This is a genomic window from Bradyrhizobium sp. SZCCHNR1053 (genome assembly GCF_032381235.1).
Taxonomy (GTDB): domain Bacteria; phylum Pseudomonadota; class Alphaproteobacteria; order Rhizobiales; family Xanthobacteraceae; genus Bradyrhizobium.
The window spans coordinates 227,838-245,765 of record NZ_JAUHJM010000003.1; the positions used below are offsets into that span (position 1 = coordinate 227,838).

Here is a 17,928-nt window from a genome sequence, read left to right on the forward strand (position 1 = left end):
GGGGAAACCTCGTGAGCCAGAGCGTCGCGCCCCATCGCTGGCGCTCCGGATGATTGCTTCAGCGATCCGGCACGAACACCGTCCCCAGCGCCGCCGGCGCGGTGGAGCCGCCGGTGCGGGCGCGCGACAGCAGCACCAGGACGATCACGGTGGCGAGGTACGGCAGCGCCGACATGAACTGCGAGGGGATGCCGACGCCGGCGCCTTGCGCATGCAGCTGCAGGATCGTCACCGCACCGAACAGATAGGCGCCGATGACGAGGCGGCCCGGCCGCCAGGATGCGAACACGACCAGCGCCAGCGCGATCCAGCCGCGCCCCGCGGTCATGCCGGGAATGAAGAACGGCGTGTAGGCGAGCGGCAGATAGGCGCCGGCAAGCCCGGCGCAGCCGCCGCCGAACAACACCGCGAGCAAACGGATGCGCAGCACGGGATAGCCGAGCGCGTGGGCGGAGACATGGTTGTCGCCGCAGGCGCGCAGCACCAGGCCGGCACGGGTGCGGTACAGGAACCACCAGACGGCGATGATCAAGGCAAGCGACAGATAGACGAACGCGTCCTCGCCGAACACGATACGGCCGACCAGCGGGATGTCGCTGAGGCCGGGGATGGAGAGGTGCGGCGCGGTGCTGATGCGCTCGCCGACGAAGCGCGCGCCGATCAGGCCGGACAGACCGATGCCGAGGATGGTCAGCGCGAGGCCCGTCGCCACCTGGTTCACGGCGAGGCCAAGGGTCATGAACGCGAAGATCAAGGACATCAGCATGCCGGCGACGATGCCGCACAGCGCGCCGACGATGATCGAGCCGGACAGCCAGGCCCCACCGAAGCCGCAGGCCGCGCCGACGATCATCATGCCCTCGACGCCGAGATTGAGGACACCCGAGCGCTCGGTGACCAGCTCACCGGTGGCCGCCAGCAGCAGCGGCGTCGAGGCGGCGAGCACCGACAGGATGATTGCTTCAACCAGCACCACTTTGCACCTGCCGCGCGGCCAAGACGAGCTTGAAACGGTAGAGGATGAGCGAATCGCAGGCGAGCACGTAGAACAGCAGGATGCCCTGGAACACCTTGGTCACATCGAGTGGAATCTTCATCGTGATCTGGGCCTGCTCGCCGCCAATGAACGTCAACGCGAGGAAAAGCCCTGCAATGAATATTCCAACCGGGTTGAGCCGCCCGAGAAAGGCCACGATGATCGCGGTGAAACCATAGCCCGGCGAGATGCCGGGCTGCAGATGTCCGATGGGGCCCGCCACCTCGATGATCCCTGCGAGACCGGCCAATGCGCCCGACACGGCGAACGTCAGAAGGATGAGCTGGTTCGCATTGAAGCCGCCGAACCGTGCCGCACGCGGCGCCACGCCCACGACTCGGATCTCGAACCCCTTGATGGTGCGCTCGAGCAGCACGAAGGCGCCGGCAACGACAATCAGCGCGATGATGCTGCCGAGATGCAGGCGTCCGCCCTCGATCAGCACGGGTACGGTCGCGACCGGATCGAACTCCGCCGTTGTGGGGAAGTTGAAGCCGGCGGGGTCGCGCCAGGGGCCGCGGACGAGATAGTCGAGCAGGAGATCGGCGACGTAGACCAGCATCAGGCTGGTGAGGATCTCGCTGGCGCCGAACTTGACGCGACACAGCGCCGGGATCAGCGCATAGAGGGCGCCGGCCGCGGCACCTGCGACCAGCATTGCCGGCAGCACCCAGTGTCCCGCCTCGGTGCCCTGCGTCTTCACCGCGATCCAGCTGCCGGCCACGGCGCCGATCAGGAACTGGCCCTCGGCACCGATGTTCCAGGCGTTGGCGAGGTAGCACAGCGACAGGCCGATCGCGATCATCACCAGCGGCGTGGCCTTCACCGCGATCTCCTGCAGCGAATACCCGTCGGTGAGCGGCGCGATGAAGTAGACGCCGAGCGCAGTGATCGGGTTCTTACCGAGCACGGCGAACAGCACGCTCATGGTGACGAGCGTCAGCGCGATCGCGATCAGCGGCGAAACCAGCGCAATGATGCGCGAGCGCTCGGCGCGCTTCTCAAGCACGAGCTGCATGCGCGGCCTCCTTCTCGATGCTGGCGCCGCCCATCAACAGGCCGAGCTTTTCGCGCGTCGCCTCCGCGCGTGGCAGCGCCTTCGAAAGCTGCCCGTGAAACATCACGGCGATGCGGTCGGCGATCTCGATGAGTTCGTCGAGGTCCTGGCTGGTCACGAGGACGGCAGCGCCCGCGCTGGCGAGATCGATCAGCGCTTGGCGGATGATCGCGGCGGCGCCGGCGTCGACGCCCCAGGTCGGCTGGTTGACGACCAGCACCGCCGGCGTGCGCAGGATCTCGCGGCCGACGACGAACTTCTGCAGATTGCCGCCGGACAGGCTCGCCGCTTCCGGATCGCGCTTCGCCTTGCGGACATCGAATGTCTCGGTGGTGCGATCGACGGTCCGCAGCGTCGCTGCCGCGTTGATGAAGCCGTGCCGGACCATGTCGCTGGCCGCGTGTCCCGTCAGCAGCGCATTCTCCGACAGCTTCATCCGCGGGGCGGTGCCGTGCCCCAGCCGCTCCTCCGGCACGAAGGCGGCTCCCATCTTGCGGCGCTGGCTGATCGAGAGATTGCCGCAAGCGAGGCCCTCGATGATGATCGTGCCGGGCTCCTTGACGAGGCGTTCGCCGGACAGCGCAGCAAATAGCTCGTCCTGGCCGTTGCCGGCGACACCGGCAATGCCGAGGATCTCGCCGCCCTTCAGCTCGAAGGAAATGTTCTTGAGGCCCACGCCATGCAGCTCGCTGGGGGCGAGGGTGAGATCATTGACGACCAGGCGCGGCACGGTGGTGCGCCGCTTGGCCGGCGGCTTCACTTCCTTGATCTCGGTCCCCACCATCATGCGGGCCAGCGAGGCAGCCGTCTCCAGCTTCGGATTGCAGGTCGCGACCTTCCTGCCGCTGCGCAGGATGGTGGCGGTGTCGCACAGCCGCTTCACCTCCTCGAGCTTGTGGCTGATGTAGAGGATGGCGCGGCCTTCTGCTTTCAGTCGCTCCAGCACGACGAACAGCTGGTCGGCCTCCTGCGGCGTCAACACGGCGGTGGGCTCGTCCAGGATGAGGAATTTCGGACTCTGCATCAGCGCCCGCACGATCTCGATGCGCTGCCGCTCGCCGACCGACAATTGCCAGACCTCGCGCTTCGGATCGAGCGGCAGTCCGTAGTCGCGCGCGACGTCCGCGAGCCGCGCTGACATGGCCTTGAATGGCTCTTTGCCGTCGAGCCCGAGCGCCACGTTCTCAGCCACGGTGAGGTTGTCGAACAGGGAGAAATGCTGAAACACCATGCCTATGCCGAGAGATCGCGCCTCGGCCGGGCCGGACAGCTTGATGGGCACACCCTGCCAGCGCAACTCACCGGCGCTCGGCTGCACCAGTCCGTAGATCGTCTTCACCAGCGTCGACTTGCCGGCACCGTTCTCGCCGAGCAAAGCGTGTATCTCGCGTGGCCGGATCTCGATGTCGATCTCGTCGTTGGCAAGGAAGTCGCCATAGCGCTTGGTCAACCCGATCGTCTGCAGGAGCGGAGGCATAGGGTTCGGATCGGCCGGCGCGGGTTCAGGCATTTGCTGCGTCGTGGGGGCAGGGGAACGAAGATGCCTCAATTGTGATCTAATTTTCCGCGGCGCGTAAGAGGCGAAAAGCGCCATCCTCTGCCCAACTCTTGTCCAAGCGCCCATCGCGCGGCGATCGGCGAATGCAGCGCGCCCTTGGTTGCAAGCAGCGTACGCTGCAATCAGCTGTGATCGATAAAGCGCTGTGGCACTTTTGAGACACTGGCCGGAAATCGATCCGCCGCGGCAAGCTGCACGTTGGATGAGCAGCGTCATCCAATACGCGTCAGGGGCGCGCTTGCGCCCAGGCTTGCTCGCGAAAGCGCGCGGAAGGCCACGCGGGGGCTTTCGGAAAAACTTCTGCAATGTGAAGCGGCAAGATCGGAATTTGGGAGCATCGAGGCCGCGGCCAATCGTCCCATGTTCAGGCCTGCGTCTGCTGTCGTCGCTGCTGCAATACGGCGGAACCTTGATCAAACTGCGGGCAAGTCCTGGAGAAAGTTGAGGCTTCTCCAGCCGGTGGAACGGCGCAACTGTGCATGCAAGTCGGGAATCGGCGCTTGTCAACTGGGGGTGTTCTGAATGTCGTTACGTCAAACAATCGCGGCGGCCGTCGCGCTGGGCGCGGTAGCGCTTAGCTCAGTCGGTGTCGCAGGGGCTGCTGACCTGCCCGCCAAGGCGATCGCGAAGAAGGCTCCGGCCGAGGTGCCGTTCTTCCTCGTCGTCGATAATCGCGTCAGCTACTCCTACATCTTCGATGCCAGCCAGCCTGGTGCGTGGAGCGTCAACGGCAACGGCACGTTCAACGCCAAGACCGCCAAGCAGGTCTATTCGTTCACCCATTTCGACGTCTGGGGTTACGGCACCAACTTCTTCACGATCTCGCTGTTCAAGTCGGACCACAACGACCCGGCGGGGCCCTGCACGCAGACCGGCGGCATCGTCTCGCCCAACGCGGGCTTCGCGTTCACGCCGGCGAGCTGCGCCGGTGCGACCGAGATCTACGGCCTGTTCCGCTCGACCTTCGGCTGGAACCAGATCTTCAACACCAAGGCCTTCACGGTGGGGCCGCTGCAGAACATCTCGTTCGAAGTGGGCATGGATGCCAATACCGAGAACCGCTACTTCGGCGCGGCCAAGCGTGACGTCGTCGCCGGTCTGCAGTTCGCGTTCAACCTGCCTTACAAGGGCTACTTCAACGTCGCTCCCTTGATGTACTGGGAGTTCGCCAACCACAACTCGTTCTCGCAGTGCGGCGCCGGCTGGTCGAACCCCTGCATCTCCGACGGCAACACCTCGTTCAAGCCAACCTGGGCGGTCGAGACCAACTACTACATGGATCTCGGTTTCCTGCCTGAGAGCATGCAGTTCTTCTCGATCTCGGGTCGCGCCGGCTGGTACGGCAAGAAGGGCACCGATACCGAGCCGCTCCCGGCCAGCGTCGCGAACGGCGTCTATCCGACCAAGGTCGAGTTCAACTCCGAGCCGATCCGCCTGACCTTCGATGCGTCGAAGGCGATGTGGGGTGAGAAGCAGAGCCACATGATCGACGTCTGGGTGGCCTATCGCTACTGGCAGAACAAGTTCGGCCTCGACCACAACAACGCGGTCGGCTGTTCCGTCGCCGGTGGCGGCGGCACTCGCGTCGCCACGGGCGCTTGCACCGAGTCGTCGCTCTACTCGGGCGTGACCGTGAAGTTCTGATACGGATCGAAGCACTCGAAGAAGGCGCCGCGGCTCGGTCGCGGCGCCTGCTTCATTTGTCCCAGGCTCCTTCATGCAGCGCCGCGGCTTCCTCCTCCAACAAGGGGCCGACAATCTCGGTTGCGCGCTGGCCGCTCGCGAACACCTCGCGGCAGGGCAGGTCGAGCGTCGGGTTCTCCGGATGGTTGCCGGTAAGGTCGCGTAGCCGCCGCTCGCTGAGGCCGTAGACCACGCGTCCGATGCCGGCCCAGTAGATGGCGCCCGCGCACATCGCGCACGGCTCTGCCGACGAATACAGCGTAGCCACAGCTCTGATCTCGGGGGCAATCGACGTGCAGGCCTGCGTCGCGACCAGTCGCTCTGCATGCGCTGTGGCATCGCGCGCTGGCAGGTAGCCGTTTTCACTTTCGATCAGGACCCTGCCGTCAGCATCGACGAGAATGGCGGCGAACGGGTGATTGCCGTGTGACATCGAGCGGAGGGCGACAGCGAAGCTGTGGCGCAGGAAATGCGCGTCGCGCGCCTGTGTGTCGGCAAATCCGTCTTCGTCCGCAGGGGCCTCGCCATCGATCTCCACTAGACTGCTCCGCTGTCTGTCCGGCGATCCTGAGCCGTCCGGACGAGCTTCGCAAGGGAGGCGATGTCTGCAACCTGCGTTGCGGGGCGGCGCACGAAGCGGGGCAGGCGGGCAGGCTACGATGGCCGCGAGCGCGGATTCCAGGATTGCCGTCTACGCCGCGCCGACGATGATGAGAATGAGAGTGACGATATTGGGGGCGCGTCCGATTCTGCTCTTGGCTGGGGCATGAGATGCGTATCAAAGCCAAGCACCGGGCTCGTTCCTAATTTGGCGCAGCTACGACGCGTGGTGCGCTCAGAAGCACAATGACGAGTAGTGCGGCCAACATCCAGAACGCGGCCGGCAGGCTGGTGGCCGCGGCGACGAAGCCGATGCCGGCGGGCCCAAGCAGTACGCCGGAGTAGCCGGCGGTGGTGACGGCGGCGACGGCCAGCCCGACCGGCATCGCGGTCTGCGCGCCGGCCCGGCGGAACAGCACCGGGACCAGGTTCGATGCACCCAAGCCGATCAGCGCGAAGCCGGCCATGGCAGCAACAATCCAGGGAACCGCGAGCAGCACGACGAAGCCGGTGATCGCGATGACGCTGCCCCCCAGTAACGTCGCGCGATCGCCGATCCGTGCAACCACGGCATCGCCGACGAGACGCCCGGCGGTCATTGCGATCGAGAACATGATGTAGCCCAGCCCGGCTTGCGCGGCCGGCAGGCGGCCCGACCCGGCGAGCAACAGCGCGCTCCAGTCGAGCATCGCACCCTCGACCAGGAACATGATCGCGGCGAGCGCCGCCAGCAGCAGCACTGCGCCGTGAGGAAGCACGAGCAGAGGGCCCGATTGCGCCGGTTTGCTCGCTATCAGTCGTGGGGCAGCCACGGTCATCGTGGCCAGGGCGAGCGCACAGCAGGCGAGCGTGCCGAGCAGCGGCGCGACATCGAACGCGAGCAGCGCAGTCATGACGCCGGAGCCTGCGAAGCCGCCGATGCTGAACTGCGCGTGGAAGCCGGACATCAGCGGACGCTCGCTCAGCCGCTCGACGTCGATCGCCTGGATGTTCACGGCGACGTCGAGCGAGCCGAGCGCCGCGCCAAAGGCGAACAGCGCAAGCCCGAGCGTGGCTGGCGTTGAGGCGATCGTCAGCGGGGGCAGCAGCATGCTCAAGGCGATGCCGCTGACGATGACGACGGGCTTGCTGCCGTAGCGGGCGCTCAGGAGACCTGCCGCCAACATCGATGCGACCGAGCCCACGCCGAGCGAGAGCAGCAGCAGCCCGAGCGTCGCATCGTCGACCCCCAGCCGCTGCTTGGCGAACGGCACCAGCGGCGCCCAGCAGGCGATGCCGAAGCCGGCGACGAAAAAGGCCAGGCGTGTCGCGAGCCGCGCCGCGCGGTGATCCGAACTCATCTGGAAGATTCCTGAAACTCCGAAGGCGCCGTCATCCGGGCGGGGTGGCGGTCATGATGGTAGCTCCCGCCCGTCTGAGCAGGGCGAGTCGGGCCGCCGGCGCATCATGCTCGACGGTGAGCTGGCTGATCGTCTTGGCGCCGGCGATACGGTGGGGGGCTCGGGTCTCGAGCTTCTCGTTGGTGACCATTGCGACGCTTACGCGGCTCAGCGACAGCAGCGTTCGCTTGAACGTTGCGTCAGTCGGATCAACCGCGCTGATGCCGCCTTGCGCCGATACAGCGCAGGCGCCGATGAAGCAGCGGTCGATGTTCAAGCGCTGTACCTGCATGATGGCGTCGGCGTCGACACAGCCGCCGACTGCGGGGTGAACGGAGCCGCCGATCACGATCAACTGCAGGTCCTGCCGATGCAGCACGGTTGCGGCAATGTCGATGGCGTTGGTCGCGACGGTGAGATCGAAATCATCGGGCAGGACTTCAGCGAGGGCGAGATTGGTGCTGCCACTATCGAGGAAGAGAAACTCCCCACGCGCGATGCTGCGGGCGGCCGACCGGGCGAGCGCCAGCTTGCGTTCGCGATCTTGCCCGATACGCGCCGCCATCGGTGCCATGCCGCCGACGATCGGCAATGCGCCGCCATACACGCGGCGGCAGCGTCCTTCGGCGGCAAGCGCGCGAAGATCGCGCCGGATCGCATCCTCGGAGACGCCGAATTCGTCGGCGAGGGCGGTCGCGATGACCGCTTGCCCCGCAGAGAGGCGGCCGGCGATCTGGTCGCGGCGCGCCAGTGGAAGGTCTGACATGCCGCTTGTTACCATGCATGAACAAGAACAACAACGTGCATAATCGTGCATGATGCAATTTGTTGTTTGCGTGGCCCGCCCGGCGTGCCATTGCCAGATGTGGAAGTGTTCGGGAGCAGGATGTGACCGCCGTCTATTCGTCAGCAACGCCGGCCTTTGTCGCCGTCGACTGGGGAACCTCCAGTTTCCGTGCCTGGCTTATGGCCGGAGACGGGACGGAGCTTGCCGAGAGCCGTGGTGGCGGGGGCATGCTGCATTGCGCGACATCAGGCTTCGCGCCGGTGCTGCGTGATCATCTGGCGAAGCTTGCCGCACCGGCCGATGTTCCGGTGCTGATCTGCGGCATGGCCGGCGCGCGGCAAGGCTGGGTCGAGGCGCCGTATCTGCACACGCCCACCCGTCTGGATGCGCTGTATGCCGGAGCGATCAGTGTCGACGCCGACCGCGACGTCAGAATTCTGCCGGGACTGGCGCAGGTTCGCGCGGACCGGCCGGACGTGATGCGCGGCGAGGAAACCCAGCTGCTCGGCGTCACCGAGCCGGAATTCACCGGGATCGTCTGCATTCCGGGCACCCACAGCAAATGGATCCAGATCGATGCCGGCGTGGTGATCGACTTCGCCACCTACATGACCGGTGAGCTGTTCGCGGTGGTCTCTCAGCATAGCATCCTCATGCATGCCGTCGAACCGGAAGCCTCGACCGTCGAGCACGACACGGCGTTCCGCGAGAGCCTCGCGGCGGCGCTGGCCGCGCCGACGGCACTGACGAACGCGCTGTTCCGGCTGCGCGCGGCGCAGCTCCTCGGCTTCGAGCGGCGGTCCGATGGAGCTGCAAGGCTCTCCGGGATTCTGATCGGCAGCGAAATCGCCGATGCGCGCGCGCGGTTCGGCGCCGAGCTTCCACTCCGGTTGATCGGAGCGGGCCGGCTCGGCCGCCTCTATCGCGAGGCGCTGGCCGCTGCTGGTTTCGATGTGAATGAATGCGATGCCGAACAGGCGTCACGCCGCGGCCTGCTCAAGGCCGCGCGGCAGATCTGGGGAGCGCGTTTCTGAAATGACACAGTCCGTCGCCTGGCCGCATGTGAAGCGGTCGCTCGTTGCGATCCTGCGCGGTATCAAACCCGACGAGTCCGAGGCCATCGTCGATGTCCTGATCGAAGCCGGTTTCGAGCTGATCGAGGTTCCTCTCAACTCGCCGGAACCGTTCGTCTCGATCGAGCGTCTGGCATCTCGGTTCGGCAAGGACTGCCTGATCGGCGCAGGAACGGTCGTCAATGCCGCGGATTGCGTGCGCGTTGCGGAGGCCGGCGGGCGCCTGATGGTCAGCCCGAACGTCGACGTCGAAGTGCTGGCGACGGCGCAGGCCTATGACATGGTGACCATGCCCGGGGTCTTCACGCCGACCGAGGCCTTTCTGGCTTTGCATTGCGGCGCCTCGGCCCTGAAATACTTTCCGGCGTCAGTGCTCGGTCCGTCGGGGATTGCAGCGCAACTTGCAGTCCTGCCGAAAGGCGTCGTGGTCGGCGCCGTCGGCGGTGTGTCGGACAAGACGCTCGCCTCCTACGTCGCCGTCGGCGTGCGCGCCTTCGGTCTCGGCTCGAGCCTGTACAAGCCGGGCATGAGCGCGAGCGATGTGCGGGAGACAGCTCGAGCCTCGGTCGAGGCGTATGACGAGGCTATTCGCGGTCAGGGCTGAGCTGGTAACTCGTGACAGTTTCGTGACTGTTCCCGAAACCCGTTGTGAGGGCTCGGCGTTGTAGGTGAACATATTGTTCGTCCTTCGCAAGTGCCATGATCCGCGCCATCGGGAAGAAGATCACACCGGCAATTTCGGTGCCCTCTCGCAAGCAAAGTTCCGCCACGGCCATCCACGTCGAGCCGACCAAGGCGGACCGCATCATTGCGGACGTAGCTGCACGAACCACGGAGCCGTGGCTGCAAAAGCTCGCACGCGGCCTCGCGTGGGGTGCGGACGAGAAGGTGTGGTTGGCCCTGACATCGGTGGCTTGGCTGGTGACGCGCAGCCAAAGCAGCCGCGTTCGTGCGACGACCACTCATGCATTGGTGGTCACGGTTGCGGCTTCGGCTCTGCCGCATGCCTTGAAGGCCATCTTCGATCAGACCCGGCCGGATCGCACCACCTTGCGCGGCCATCTCCACGGCGTGGCGCCGTCCGGCCATGCACAGGACGCCTTTCCCTCGGGACATGCGCTGCACATGGGTGCGCTCTACTCCGCCGCCGGTCCGCTGCCGGCACGCGCAAGGATTGCGGTGAGGAGTGCTGCCGTCGGGCTCAGCATCACGCGCGTGATGCTGCTGGCGCATTGGGCCAGCGACGTCGTTGTCGGATTCATGCTCGGCGCTGCCCTCGAGCGCAGCTTGCGCCCGTGGACCGGCTACGAACCACCGGGAGCAAGCCGGACATGACCGAATACGTCATCCGCTTCCTGATCGGCGGCGTCATCGTTCCGGCATTCGCGATGATTGGCGACGTGCTGCGTCCGAAGAGCTTTGCCGGATTGTTCGGAGCCGCGCCCTCGGTTGCGCTGGCGACGCTTGGCATTGCGATCGTCACACATGACGCCGCCTACGCGGCGGTCCAGAGCCGTTCGATGATGTTCGGCGCCGTCGCGCTCTGTCTCTACAGCATGATCGTGTGCCAACTGCTGATGCGGCTGCATCTGCGCGCGTTGACTGCGAGCCTGCTCGCGACGGTCGTCTGGCTGGTGGCGGCGCTCGGACTCCAGGCGGTCTTCTCTGGAGGCGCGTGATGCTGATCCGCATCTCGCCCTCGGCGCTGAAGGACGGCAAGTGGCACGAATACGTCATCCGCTTCGCGCTGGGCGGCGCCGCGACAGTCGCCGCGGGGCTCATTGCCAAGGCCTTCGGTCCTGCGATCGGCGGCCTCTTCCTGGCATTGCCCGCCATCTTCTGCGCCAGCGTCACCCTGATCGAGGCGCACGAGATCAGGCGCAAGCGCCAACAGGGATTCTTCGGGGAGCGGCGCGGACGCGAAGCGGCTGCGCTCGACACCGTAGGCGCGGTGCTCGGCAGCCTCGGCATGCTGGCGTTCGCGGCCGTATTCTCCATGCTGGTTCAGCTAAGCGTCGCGACCGCCTTCGCCGCCGCAGCGACGGCGTGGCTCGTCGTCTCGGTGACAGCGTGGGCGATCCGACGCAAGCTGCGCGTCGCAGCAACGGCCCGCAAGGCTGCGGGCCGTTGCGATACTGCTCGGCCGCAGCCTCCGCTGGTCAGCTCGCGGCGGCGTTGATCTCCAGCGATTCGCCTTCTTCCGCAGACTGGGTGAACGCCTGCAGCGCCTCCGCCATCCGCATGCGGCCGCCGACGCCGGTGATGACGACGTCGACCATCATGAACGACGAATGGAAGTGGCCGTGCGCCCTGAGCTGTCCGACCGGCACGCCCGCGGCGGCGAGGGCTTCCGCATAGGCAATCCCCTCGTCGCGCAGCGGATCGAACTCGCAGGTGACGATGTAGGCCGGCGGCAGGCCCTGCAGCTTGCCCCGCAACGGCGATGCGCGCGGATCGGTGCGATCCGCCGGCGAGCAGTAGATGTCCCAGAACCAGTACATCAGCGACCGCGTCAGGAAGTAGCCGGTCGCATTCTCCGTGTAGGACGGACGATCGAAGCTGCAGTCGGTGGCCGGGCACAGCAGCAGCTGGCCGCCGATATCAGGCCCGTCGCGATCTCGCGCGAGCTGGCAGGTGACCGCAGCGATGTTGCCGCCGGCGCTCCACCCTGCCACCAGCACCGGTCCCTCGCGTCCGCCGAGCTCGGCGGCGTGCTCGGCCACCCAGCGCGTCGCCGCATAGCCGTCCTCAGCCGCCGCCGGGAAGCGGTGCTCGGGCGCATGGCGATAGTTCACGCTGACGAAAATCATGTTGGAGCGGCGGCACATGTCGCGGCAGAACGGATCGTCCGACTGCTCGTCGCCGAGGACCCAGCCGCCGCCATGGAAGTACACCACGATCGGATGCGGGCCGGGCGTCGCCGGACGATAGAGCCGGTAGGCCAGGGGACCATCAGCGCCCTGCAATGTGCCATCCTTGACTTCGCCAACGGGACGTCCCGGCGGCCTCGTCGCGTTGAACTGCGCGACGAATTCACGGGCGCCGGCCGCGCCCATCGATTCGATCGGCGGCAGGTTCATCTCGGCCAGCATGTTCAGCACCAGCCGGACATCCGGCTGCAGCCGCACGATCTCGCCGTCATTGCATTGGGACGCGCCGTTCGGACCTGACAGCTTGAAGCCGAGCATGCCGCGGCTGACGATCTCGTTGCAGATGCCGCGATAGGGGCCGACGCCGCCGGTGTAAGGCATCAGCGTCTGCGGCTTGCCCGGCACGTTGGCGCCGGTGTACCAGGTGTTGGCGAGCCGATGCAGCGTCACGGTCGCGCAGTCTGCCATGTGGCGGGCCCAGCCGGCCTGCGCGGTCTCCGTGGGCTCAATGGTGGTGAAGCCGTCCTCGCGAAGGGCGATGAGACGGTCGACCACCCAGTCGACATGCTGCTCGATCGAGACCGCCATGTTCGACAGCACTGACGGGCTGCCGGGACCCGTGATCAGAAACAGATTGGGAAAGTCCGCGATCGTGAGTCCGAGATAGGTTTGCGGTCCGTTGGCCCAGACATCCTCCAGTGATTTGCCGCCGCGCCCGGTGATCGGATGCACGGCGCGGATCGCACCGGTCATGGCGTCGAAGCCGGTCGCGAACACGATGACGTCGATGTCGAAGCTGCGCCTGTCGGTCTTGATGCCATCAGCGGTGATGGACGCGATCGGCTCCTGGCGCAGATTGACCAGCGTGACATTGGGGCGATTGAACGTCTGATAGTAGTTGGTGTCGAGGCAGGGGCGTTTGGCGCCGAACGGATGGTCATGGGGCGTGAGCGCTGCGGCGGTCTCGGGATCCTTGACGATCTCGTGGATCTTCTCGCGGATGAGATCGGCGAGCAGCGCGTTGCCGTCGGGGTCGACGCCCTGGTCGGCCCAGAGCTGTGTCAGCATGCCGACGAGGTCGCCAGAGGCCCACAGCTTCTCGAAGCGCTCGCGGCGCTCGGCCTCGCTCATCTGCCAGCTGAACTCGGTGGCCGGCGGAATCGGCACGCCGGTCATCGACCAGCGCGCCTGCTCGCGCAGCCCGTTGTGATCCTCTGCGAGCTGCGCGGCGCGATCGGCCGGGAGCGGACCATTATGCGCAGGGAGCGCAAAGTTCGGCGTGCGCTGGAACACCGTGAGCTGCGCTGCCTGCTCGGCGATGAGCGGGATCGACTGGATGCCGGAGGAGCCGGTGCCGATCACGGCCACGCGCTTGCCGCGGAGGTCGACGCCGTCATGCGGCCAGCGGCTGGTGAAGTAGATCTCGCCCTTGAAGTCGTGCACACCGTCGATTTCCGGCGGCTTCGGCTGCGACAGGCAGCCGGTCGCCATGATGTAGTGGCGGCAGGAGACGGCGGGGCCCTTGTCGGTCGTCAGCAGCCAGCGCTCCTTGGCATCGTCCCAGGAGGCGCCGAGGACACGGGTGCCGAAGCGGATGTCGCGGCGCAGATCGTAGCGGTCGGCGACGAAGCCGAGATAGCGCAGGATCTCCGGCTGGGTGGCGTATTTCTCCGACCATTGCCAGGCCTTCTCGAGCTCGGGATCGAAGGTGTAGCTGTAGTCGACGGTCTGGATGTCGCAGCGCGCGCCGGGATACCGGTTCCAGTACCAGGTGCCGCCGACGTCGTTTGCCGTGTCCAGCGTCACGGTCGAGAAGCCCGCCTTGCGCAGGCGGTGCAGCAGGTACAGCCCCGCAAATCCGGCACCCACGACGGCGACATCGACCGTCTGCGTTTCACCGGCCGACACCTCCGACGCGCGTGTCTCGACAACCCCGTCTGACATGCTGACCTCCCGATGATTTTGTGATTGGAAGAAAGGCTAGCTCTGCTCGCATGGTTTGTCAGCAGCCAAAACAGCGATCTCCGGTTGTTGCAGTGCAGGCCGTGCGGTGCGGCCGGTATGCCAGGCGCTGATTTTGCATCGCCGGTCAAAATGCCTGTGCGGAGTGGACAAGACCCTGGGAAAGCGACAGAAAGCGTTCCTGCCGCGTCGCATTCACCAAGTTTCAACGCATCGCGACTGTAACAACCGCTACACTACGCCACATCCACGACTGAATCAGGCCAGGCCCATGCCGCTATCGCTGCCCAAGCAAAAGATCCGCGTTCTGCTCCTTGAGGGCGTGAACGACTCGGCCGTCCGCATGTTCGAGGCCAATGGCTATACGGAAATCGAACGGCTGCCGAAGGCGCTCGGTTCGGCGGAGTTGAAGCGTATGCTGTCGGGCGTGCACATGCTTGGCATTCGCTCGCGCACGCATCTCACCGCCGACGTGCTGCAGGCCGCCGACCGGCTGATGGTGGTCGGCTGCTTCTCCGTCGGCACCAACCAGGTCGATCTCGATGCCGCGAAGCGGCTCGGCATCCCCGTGTTCAATGCGCCCTATTCGAACACCCGCAGCGTCGCCGAGCTGACGATCGCCGAAGTCGTGATGCTGATGCGCCGAATCTTCCCGCGCTCGGTGTCGGCGCATGCCGGCGGCTGGGACAAGTCGGCCAATGGCAGCCGAGAGGTGCGCGGCAAGACGCTCGGCATCATCGGCTATGGCAACATCGGCTCGCAGCTGTCGAACCTCGCCGAGGCCATGGGCATGCGGGTGATCTTCTTCGATCTCACCGACAAGCTCCGCCACGGCAACACCGAGCCGGTCGAGAGCCTTGATGAGCTGCTAGCGATGAGCGACGTCGTGTCGCTGCACGTGCCGGAGACGCCGGCGACCGCCAACATGATCGGCGAGCGCCAGATCCGTCACATGAAGGACGGGGCCTATCTGATCAACAATTCGCGCGGCACCGTGGTCGACATCGAAGCGCTGGCCAGCGCGCTGCGCGAGGGCAAGCTCGCCGGCGCCGCGGTCGACGTGTTCCCGGCGGAGCCGGCATCGAACGCCGATCCGTTCGTCTCGCCGCTGCAGGGCCTGCCCAACGTGATCCTGACCCCGCATGTCGGCGGCTCCACCGAAGAGGCGCAGGACCGAATTGGTGGCGAGGTCGCGCGCAAGCTGATCGACTATTCCGACGTCGGTTCGACTTTTGGCGCCGTCAACTTCCCGCAGGTACAATTGCCGGCGCGCCCGACCGGCACGCGCTTCATCCATGTCCACCGCAACGTGCCGGGCGTACTGCGCCAGGTCAACGAGGCGGTGGCGCGGCACAACATCAACATCCTCGCGCAATATCTTCAGACCGATCCCGAGGTCGGCTATGTCGTGCTCGAAACCGACGTGGTCGGCGGCGAGGGCGAGGCGCTGCTGTCGGAGCTGCGCGCGGTGGAAGGCACGATCCGCGTTCGCGTGCTGTATGATCACGACCGGCCTTGAGGCCGTGGAGGCTGCTGCGCGATGACCGGCCAGTCTGCATCGTCTTCAGCCTCGTCCGTCGTTCTCAGCACGACGGTTCCCGCGCGCGTGCTGCGCCATGATCCGCAATATGGCATGTCGACGCTGTTCTTTGCCGATGGCGAGTTGCGCGTGCCGATGGTGGACGCGGCGATCGACGCCGGCGTCTCGGTGACCATCGAGGCCCGCGACGTCTCGATCGCGCTGTCGCGGCCGATGGACGTGTCGATCACCAACCGGCTGCCGGGCCGGATCGAGCAGATCCTGCCGCTCGAGCCGCCTTACGTACGGGTTACCTTCGATCTCGGCGCGACCAGGCTGCATGCGCTGGTGACGCTGGAGTCGGTCGAGCGGCTGGCGCTGGAGCCGGATCTGTCCGCCTGGGCGATGATCAAGAGCGTCGCGATCGGACCCGGCGCGGTTCGGCCTTCGGAGCTGCCTCGGCCGCGCCGCTGGCCCGCTTCTGATAGCGGGGATCCGTAGCCTTCTGCAGCTCGCTGAGTGCGGCAGCCGTTGCGGTGCGCGTGCGCCGCTCCATTGAGCGGTACAGCGCGATCAGCCGCTCGCCGAACGGCGTGATCTCCGCGCCGCCGCCCCGGCGCCCCGGATGTGTCTCGAACACCGGCGTCTCGAAGGTGCGGTTGAGCGCATCGACCATCAGCCAGCATTTGCGGTAGGAGATGCCGCTCGCGCGCGCGGCGCCGAGGATCGAGCGCTCCCTCCGGATGATATCGATCAGCAGCAGATCCTCCGGGCACAGGCTGCCGCCATTGCCGAAGTTGATGGTCAATGCGACCTGAGCTTCGCGCTTCATCCCATTCCGATCCGCTCGCGTTGAGAGCCAACCATGTCACGGGTGGCTCGCGATGTCACCCAGCGGCTGTACCGCGCCTCGATCCAGCCCGGCCGGTGCGCGATATCGGCGTCAACGTGCTCGGCGAACGCGCCGGCAAAGCGCGTCCACGCGTCCATCATCGCCGGTGAGACCGCCGTGATGACCGGGAGGCCGGCTGCGATGGCGGAGCCGAAGGCATCGGCAAGGCCACCTCCTGCCGCTTCCTGCTTGCCGAACTTGCTGAGGATCACGATGTCGGTGCCCCGCGAGATCGACTGCTGCACGGCGGCGCAGGCGAGCACGAGGCCCTCCGGGTCGAGATTGCAGGCCTGCGACTCCGGGCCGAGATCCTGAGAGATCGCGAACACGCGGCCATCGTCGAGGCTGCGCAGCATCATGGCCTTGCATGGCCTGGCCTTGTCGGCGCTGCTCTCGATCACGCCGGAGACACGCAGGCCATTGTCCCCGAGCCGCGTGGCGAAATCGCCGAGCATCTCCTGGATCACGCTGGACGCTGCGCCCTGCAGCGCCACGATCTGACAAGTCCCGACGTCAGCGACATCCATGGCAGTCCTCCTCATACGTTGGCGGAGACGCGGCCCGCCTTCCGACCGGTTTGCATGATCTGGTGAAGGGCCGCGACGACGCTCGCCGCGATGGCCTGTCCGCGCTCGTCCATGCCGGTCCAGGCGGCTTGACGGCCGCGCGGATCGATCTCGAGCAGCTTGACGTTGGCCGGCACGCGTACGCCGTCGCGGGCGATGCCGCGCAGCGCGCCGTCGAGCGGTGCGAGCACCGGCGTGCCGCCGAGCGAGCCGAGCTGCAGGCCCTTGTAGACCCGGGTGCCGATGTCGAGGGGGGTGTGCCAGACGGCCTCCTGGTCCGAATAGACGAAACGCTCGCGGCCGGCGCCGCCGAGATCGCGTGCCTTGCCGTCCGCATCGCGCGTCGTGCCATGGGCCAAGATCGTGCCGGTCTCGCGGGGATGAGTCTCGATCGCGATGTCGCAATTGTGCCCGAGCGCGAAACGCGGCCCGATGCCGACGGCGATACCGGCGACGCCGCGCAGATCCGGCGTCGCCAGATGCTTTTGCATGCGGGCGTCGATGATGACGGCCGGATAGCGGAAGGCGATGATGTCGGTCAGATGCATCCCGGTCACGGCCGCCTGGTCTGGCTCACGGTGAATCCGCACGACATCGGCGATGCTCTCGGCGCGGGAGCCGATCACGCCGTCGAGGTCGCGCGTCTCGCCGAACAGGACGTCATGGAAGGCCATGCCGCGCCGGATCACCGGCGGGAAGGCGTCATGGCATAGTACGACCGCGAAGCGGGCATGATTGAGCTTGGCCGCGACGGCGGAGGCGATCTCGTTGGTGCCCAGCACCAGCGCAAGCGGCTTGGGCGCGTTCGGATGCCAGGTGACGGCGGCTTTCATGCTGATGACCTCTTGTTGCGAGATCCAGATAGCAAGCACCGGGCCAGACGATGTCCTGCCGCTCAACTCGTTCATTGCATTGACGAAATCAAAGCGCCTGCCGCTTTGTCTCA

At 66.3% G+C, this 17,928-nt stretch carries 18 protein-coding genes; 8 read left to right on the forward strand and 10 right to left on the reverse strand.

What is annotated here, in order from left to right:
* Positions 1–58: 58 nt before the first annotated feature.
* From QX051_RS10175 to QX051_RS10185, 3 genes are read right to left on the reverse strand one after another with little or no spacing between them, the layout of a single operon-like run.
* Positions 59–976 (reverse strand): ABC transporter permease, encoded by a 918-nt coding sequence (locus tag QX051_RS10175; protein WP_315738536.1) that lies wholly within the window; start codon positions 974–976, stop codon positions 59–61.
* The gene (locus tag QX051_RS10180; protein ID WP_315776005.1) at positions 963–2,054 is read right to left on the reverse strand and encodes an ABC transporter permease; all 1,092 of its coding nucleotides are present in this window, start codon (positions 2,052–2,054) and stop codon (positions 963–965) included. The genes QX051_RS10175 and QX051_RS10180 overlap by 14 nt, the downstream gene beginning before the upstream one ends.
* Complete coding sequence (locus tag QX051_RS10185; RefSeq protein WP_315776006.1) at positions 2,038–3,603, reverse strand: ABC transporter ATP-binding protein; 1,566 nt, start codon at positions 3,601–3,603, stop codon at positions 2,038–2,040. Before QX051_RS10185 ends, QX051_RS10180 begins: the two co-directional genes overlap by 17 nt.
* Before the next feature lie 570 nt (positions 3,604–4,173).
* On the opposite strand from QX051_RS10185, the gene QX051_RS10190 reads away from it, so the two are divergent.
* Positions 4,174–5,295 (forward strand): hypothetical protein, encoded by a 1,122-nt coding sequence (locus tag QX051_RS10190; RefSeq protein WP_315776007.1) that lies wholly within the window; start codon positions 4,174–4,176, stop codon positions 5,293–5,295.
* Between the two features lie 52 nt (positions 5,296–5,347).
* Here the strand turns inward: QX051_RS10190 and QX051_RS10195 are convergent, their stop codons facing one another.
* The 3 genes from QX051_RS10195 to QX051_RS10205 form a co-directional block, all read right to left on the reverse strand.
* Positions 5,348–5,866: a nucleoside deaminase gene (locus QX051_RS10195; protein ID WP_409997674.1), complete on the reverse strand. Its 519-nt coding sequence runs from the start codon at positions 5,864–5,866 to the stop codon at positions 5,348–5,350.
* 271 nt (positions 5,867–6,137) lie between these two features.
* Positions 6,138–7,274 (reverse strand): MFS transporter, encoded by a 1,137-nt coding sequence (locus QX051_RS10200; protein WP_315776008.1) that lies wholly within the window; start codon positions 7,272–7,274, stop codon positions 6,138–6,140.
* A 31-nt stretch (positions 7,275–7,305) separates the two neighbouring features.
* Entirely contained in the window at positions 7,306–8,130 is an 825-nt protein-coding gene (locus QX051_RS10205) for a DeoR/GlpR family DNA-binding transcription regulator (RefSeq protein WP_315776010.1), read from the reverse strand.
* A 71-nt stretch (positions 8,131–8,201) separates the two neighbouring features.
* On the opposite strand from QX051_RS10205, the gene QX051_RS10210 reads away from it, so the two are divergent.
* The 5 genes from QX051_RS10210 (at position 8,202) to QX051_RS10230 (ending at position 11,352) form a co-directional block, all read left to right on the forward strand.
* Positions 8,202–9,134: a 2-dehydro-3-deoxygalactonokinase gene (locus QX051_RS10210; RefSeq protein WP_315776011.1), complete on the forward strand. Its 933-nt coding sequence runs from the start codon at positions 8,202–8,204 to the stop codon at positions 9,132–9,134.
* A gap of 1 nt (position 9,135) precedes the next feature.
* Entirely contained in the window at positions 9,136–9,777 is a 642-nt protein-coding gene (locus QX051_RS10215) for a 2-dehydro-3-deoxy-6-phosphogalactonate aldolase (protein ID WP_315776012.1), read from the forward strand.
* A 95-nt stretch (positions 9,778–9,872) separates the two neighbouring features.
* A complete protein-coding gene (locus QX051_RS10220) occupies positions 9,873–10,508 on the forward strand; it encodes a phosphatase PAP2 family protein (protein ID WP_315776013.1) in 636 nt (211 codons plus the stop codon).
* Positions 10,505–10,852: a DUF3147 family protein gene (locus QX051_RS10225; protein WP_315776014.1), complete on the forward strand. Its 348-nt coding sequence runs from the start codon at positions 10,505–10,507 to the stop codon at positions 10,850–10,852. The genes QX051_RS10220 and QX051_RS10225 overlap by 4 nt, the downstream gene beginning before the upstream one ends.
* Positions 10,852–11,352 carry a DUF3147 family protein gene (locus tag QX051_RS10230; RefSeq protein ID WP_315776015.1) on the forward strand — a complete coding sequence of 167 codons (501 nt, stop codon included), beginning with the start codon at positions 10,852–10,854 and terminating at the stop codon, positions 11,350–11,352. Before QX051_RS10225 ends, QX051_RS10230 begins: the two co-directional genes overlap by 1 nt.
* On the opposite strand, the gene QX051_RS10235 is transcribed toward QX051_RS10230, so the two are convergent.
* Positions 11,333–13,987: a flavin-containing monooxygenase gene (locus tag QX051_RS10235; protein WP_315776016.1), complete on the reverse strand. Its 2,655-nt coding sequence runs from the start codon at positions 13,985–13,987 to the stop codon at positions 11,333–11,335. The two genes, QX051_RS10230 and QX051_RS10235, sit on opposite strands and share 20 nt — an antisense overlap.
* Before the next feature lie 289 nt (positions 13,988–14,276).
* Between QX051_RS10235 and serA the strand changes: the two genes are divergently transcribed.
* Complete coding sequence (gene serA / locus QX051_RS10240; protein WP_315738525.1) at positions 14,277–15,524, forward strand: phosphoglycerate dehydrogenase; 1,248 nt, start codon at positions 14,277–14,279, stop codon at positions 15,522–15,524.
* A gap of 21 nt (positions 15,525–15,545) precedes the next feature.
* Positions 15,546–16,025 carry a TOBE domain-containing protein gene (locus QX051_RS10245; protein WP_315738524.1) on the forward strand — a complete coding sequence of 160 codons (480 nt, stop codon included), beginning with the start codon at positions 15,546–15,548 and terminating at the stop codon, positions 16,023–16,025.
* Here the strand turns inward: QX051_RS10245 and QX051_RS10250 are convergent.
* From QX051_RS10250 to QX051_RS10260, 3 genes are read right to left on the reverse strand one after another with little or no spacing between them, the layout of a single operon-like run.
* Positions 15,934–16,356: a LysR family transcriptional regulator gene (locus QX051_RS10250; RefSeq protein WP_315776017.1), complete on the reverse strand. Its 423-nt coding sequence runs from the start codon at positions 16,354–16,356 to the stop codon at positions 15,934–15,936. The genes QX051_RS10245 and QX051_RS10250 overlap by 92 nt on opposite strands.
* Positions 16,353–16,943, reverse strand: a complete 591-nt coding sequence (locus tag QX051_RS10255) for a DUF2478 domain-containing protein (RefSeq protein WP_315776018.1) — start codon at positions 16,941–16,943, stop codon at positions 16,353–16,355. The genes QX051_RS10250 and QX051_RS10255 overlap by 4 nt, the downstream gene beginning before the upstream one ends.
* 11 nt (positions 16,944–16,954) lie before the next feature.
* The gene (locus QX051_RS10260) at positions 16,955–17,815 is read right to left on the reverse strand and encodes a xanthine dehydrogenase (RefSeq protein WP_315776019.1); all 861 of its coding nucleotides are present in this window, start codon (positions 17,813–17,815) and stop codon (positions 16,955–16,957) included.
* Positions 17,816–17,928: the final 113 nt, after the last annotated feature.

Excerpts from the sequence above, each read along its gene's own strand:
- QX051_RS10180 (WP_315776005.1), bottom strand. The coding sequence starts at position 2,054 with ATGCAGCTCGTGCTTGAGAAGCGCGCCGAGCGCTCGCGCATCATTGCG.
- QX051_RS10185 (WP_315776006.1), bottom strand. The coding sequence starts at position 3,603 with ATGCCTGAACCCGCGCCGGCCGATCCGAACCCTATGCCTCCGCTCCTG.
- QX051_RS10190 (WP_315776007.1), top strand. The coding sequence starts at position 4,174 with ATGTCGTTACGTCAAACAATCGCGGCGGCCGTCGCGCTGGGCGCGGTA.
- QX051_RS10200 (WP_315776008.1), bottom strand. The coding sequence starts at position 7,274 with ATGAGTTCGGATCACCGCGCGGCGCGGCTCGCGACACGCCTGGCCTTT.
- QX051_RS10205 (WP_315776010.1), bottom strand. The coding sequence starts at position 8,130 with ATGCACGATTATGCACGTTGTTGTTCTTGTTCATGCATGGTAACAAGC.
- QX051_RS10215 (WP_315776012.1), top strand. The coding sequence starts at position 9,136 with ATGACACAGTCCGTCGCCTGGCCGCATGTGAAGCGGTCGCTCGTTGCG.
- QX051_RS10220 (WP_315776013.1), top strand. The coding sequence starts at position 9,873 with ATGATCCGCGCCATCGGGAAGAAGATCACACCGGCAATTTCGGTGCCC.
- QX051_RS10225 (WP_315776014.1), top strand. The coding sequence starts at position 10,505 with ATGACCGAATACGTCATCCGCTTCCTGATCGGCGGCGTCATCGTTCCG.
- QX051_RS10230 (WP_315776015.1), top strand. The coding sequence starts at position 10,852 with ATGCTGATCCGCATCTCGCCCTCGGCGCTGAAGGACGGCAAGTGGCAC.
- QX051_RS10235 (WP_315776016.1), bottom strand. The coding sequence starts at position 13,987 with ATGTCAGACGGGGTTGTCGAGACACGCGCGTCGGAGGTGTCGGCCGGT.
- serA (WP_315738525.1), top strand. The coding sequence starts at position 14,277 with ATGCCGCTATCGCTGCCCAAGCAAAAGATCCGCGTTCTGCTCCTTGAG.
- QX051_RS10245 (WP_315738524.1), top strand. The coding sequence starts at position 15,546 with ATGACCGGCCAGTCTGCATCGTCTTCAGCCTCGTCCGTCGTTCTCAGC.
- QX051_RS10250 (WP_315776017.1), bottom strand. The coding sequence starts at position 16,356 with ATGAAGCGCGAAGCTCAGGTCGCATTGACCATCAACTTCGGCAATGGC.
- QX051_RS10255 (WP_315776018.1), bottom strand. The coding sequence starts at position 16,943 with ATGGATGTCGCTGACGTCGGGACTTGTCAGATCGTGGCGCTGCAGGGC.
- QX051_RS10260 (WP_315776019.1), bottom strand. The coding sequence starts at position 17,815 with ATGAAAGCCGCCGTCACCTGGCATCCGAACGCGCCCAAGCCGCTTGCG.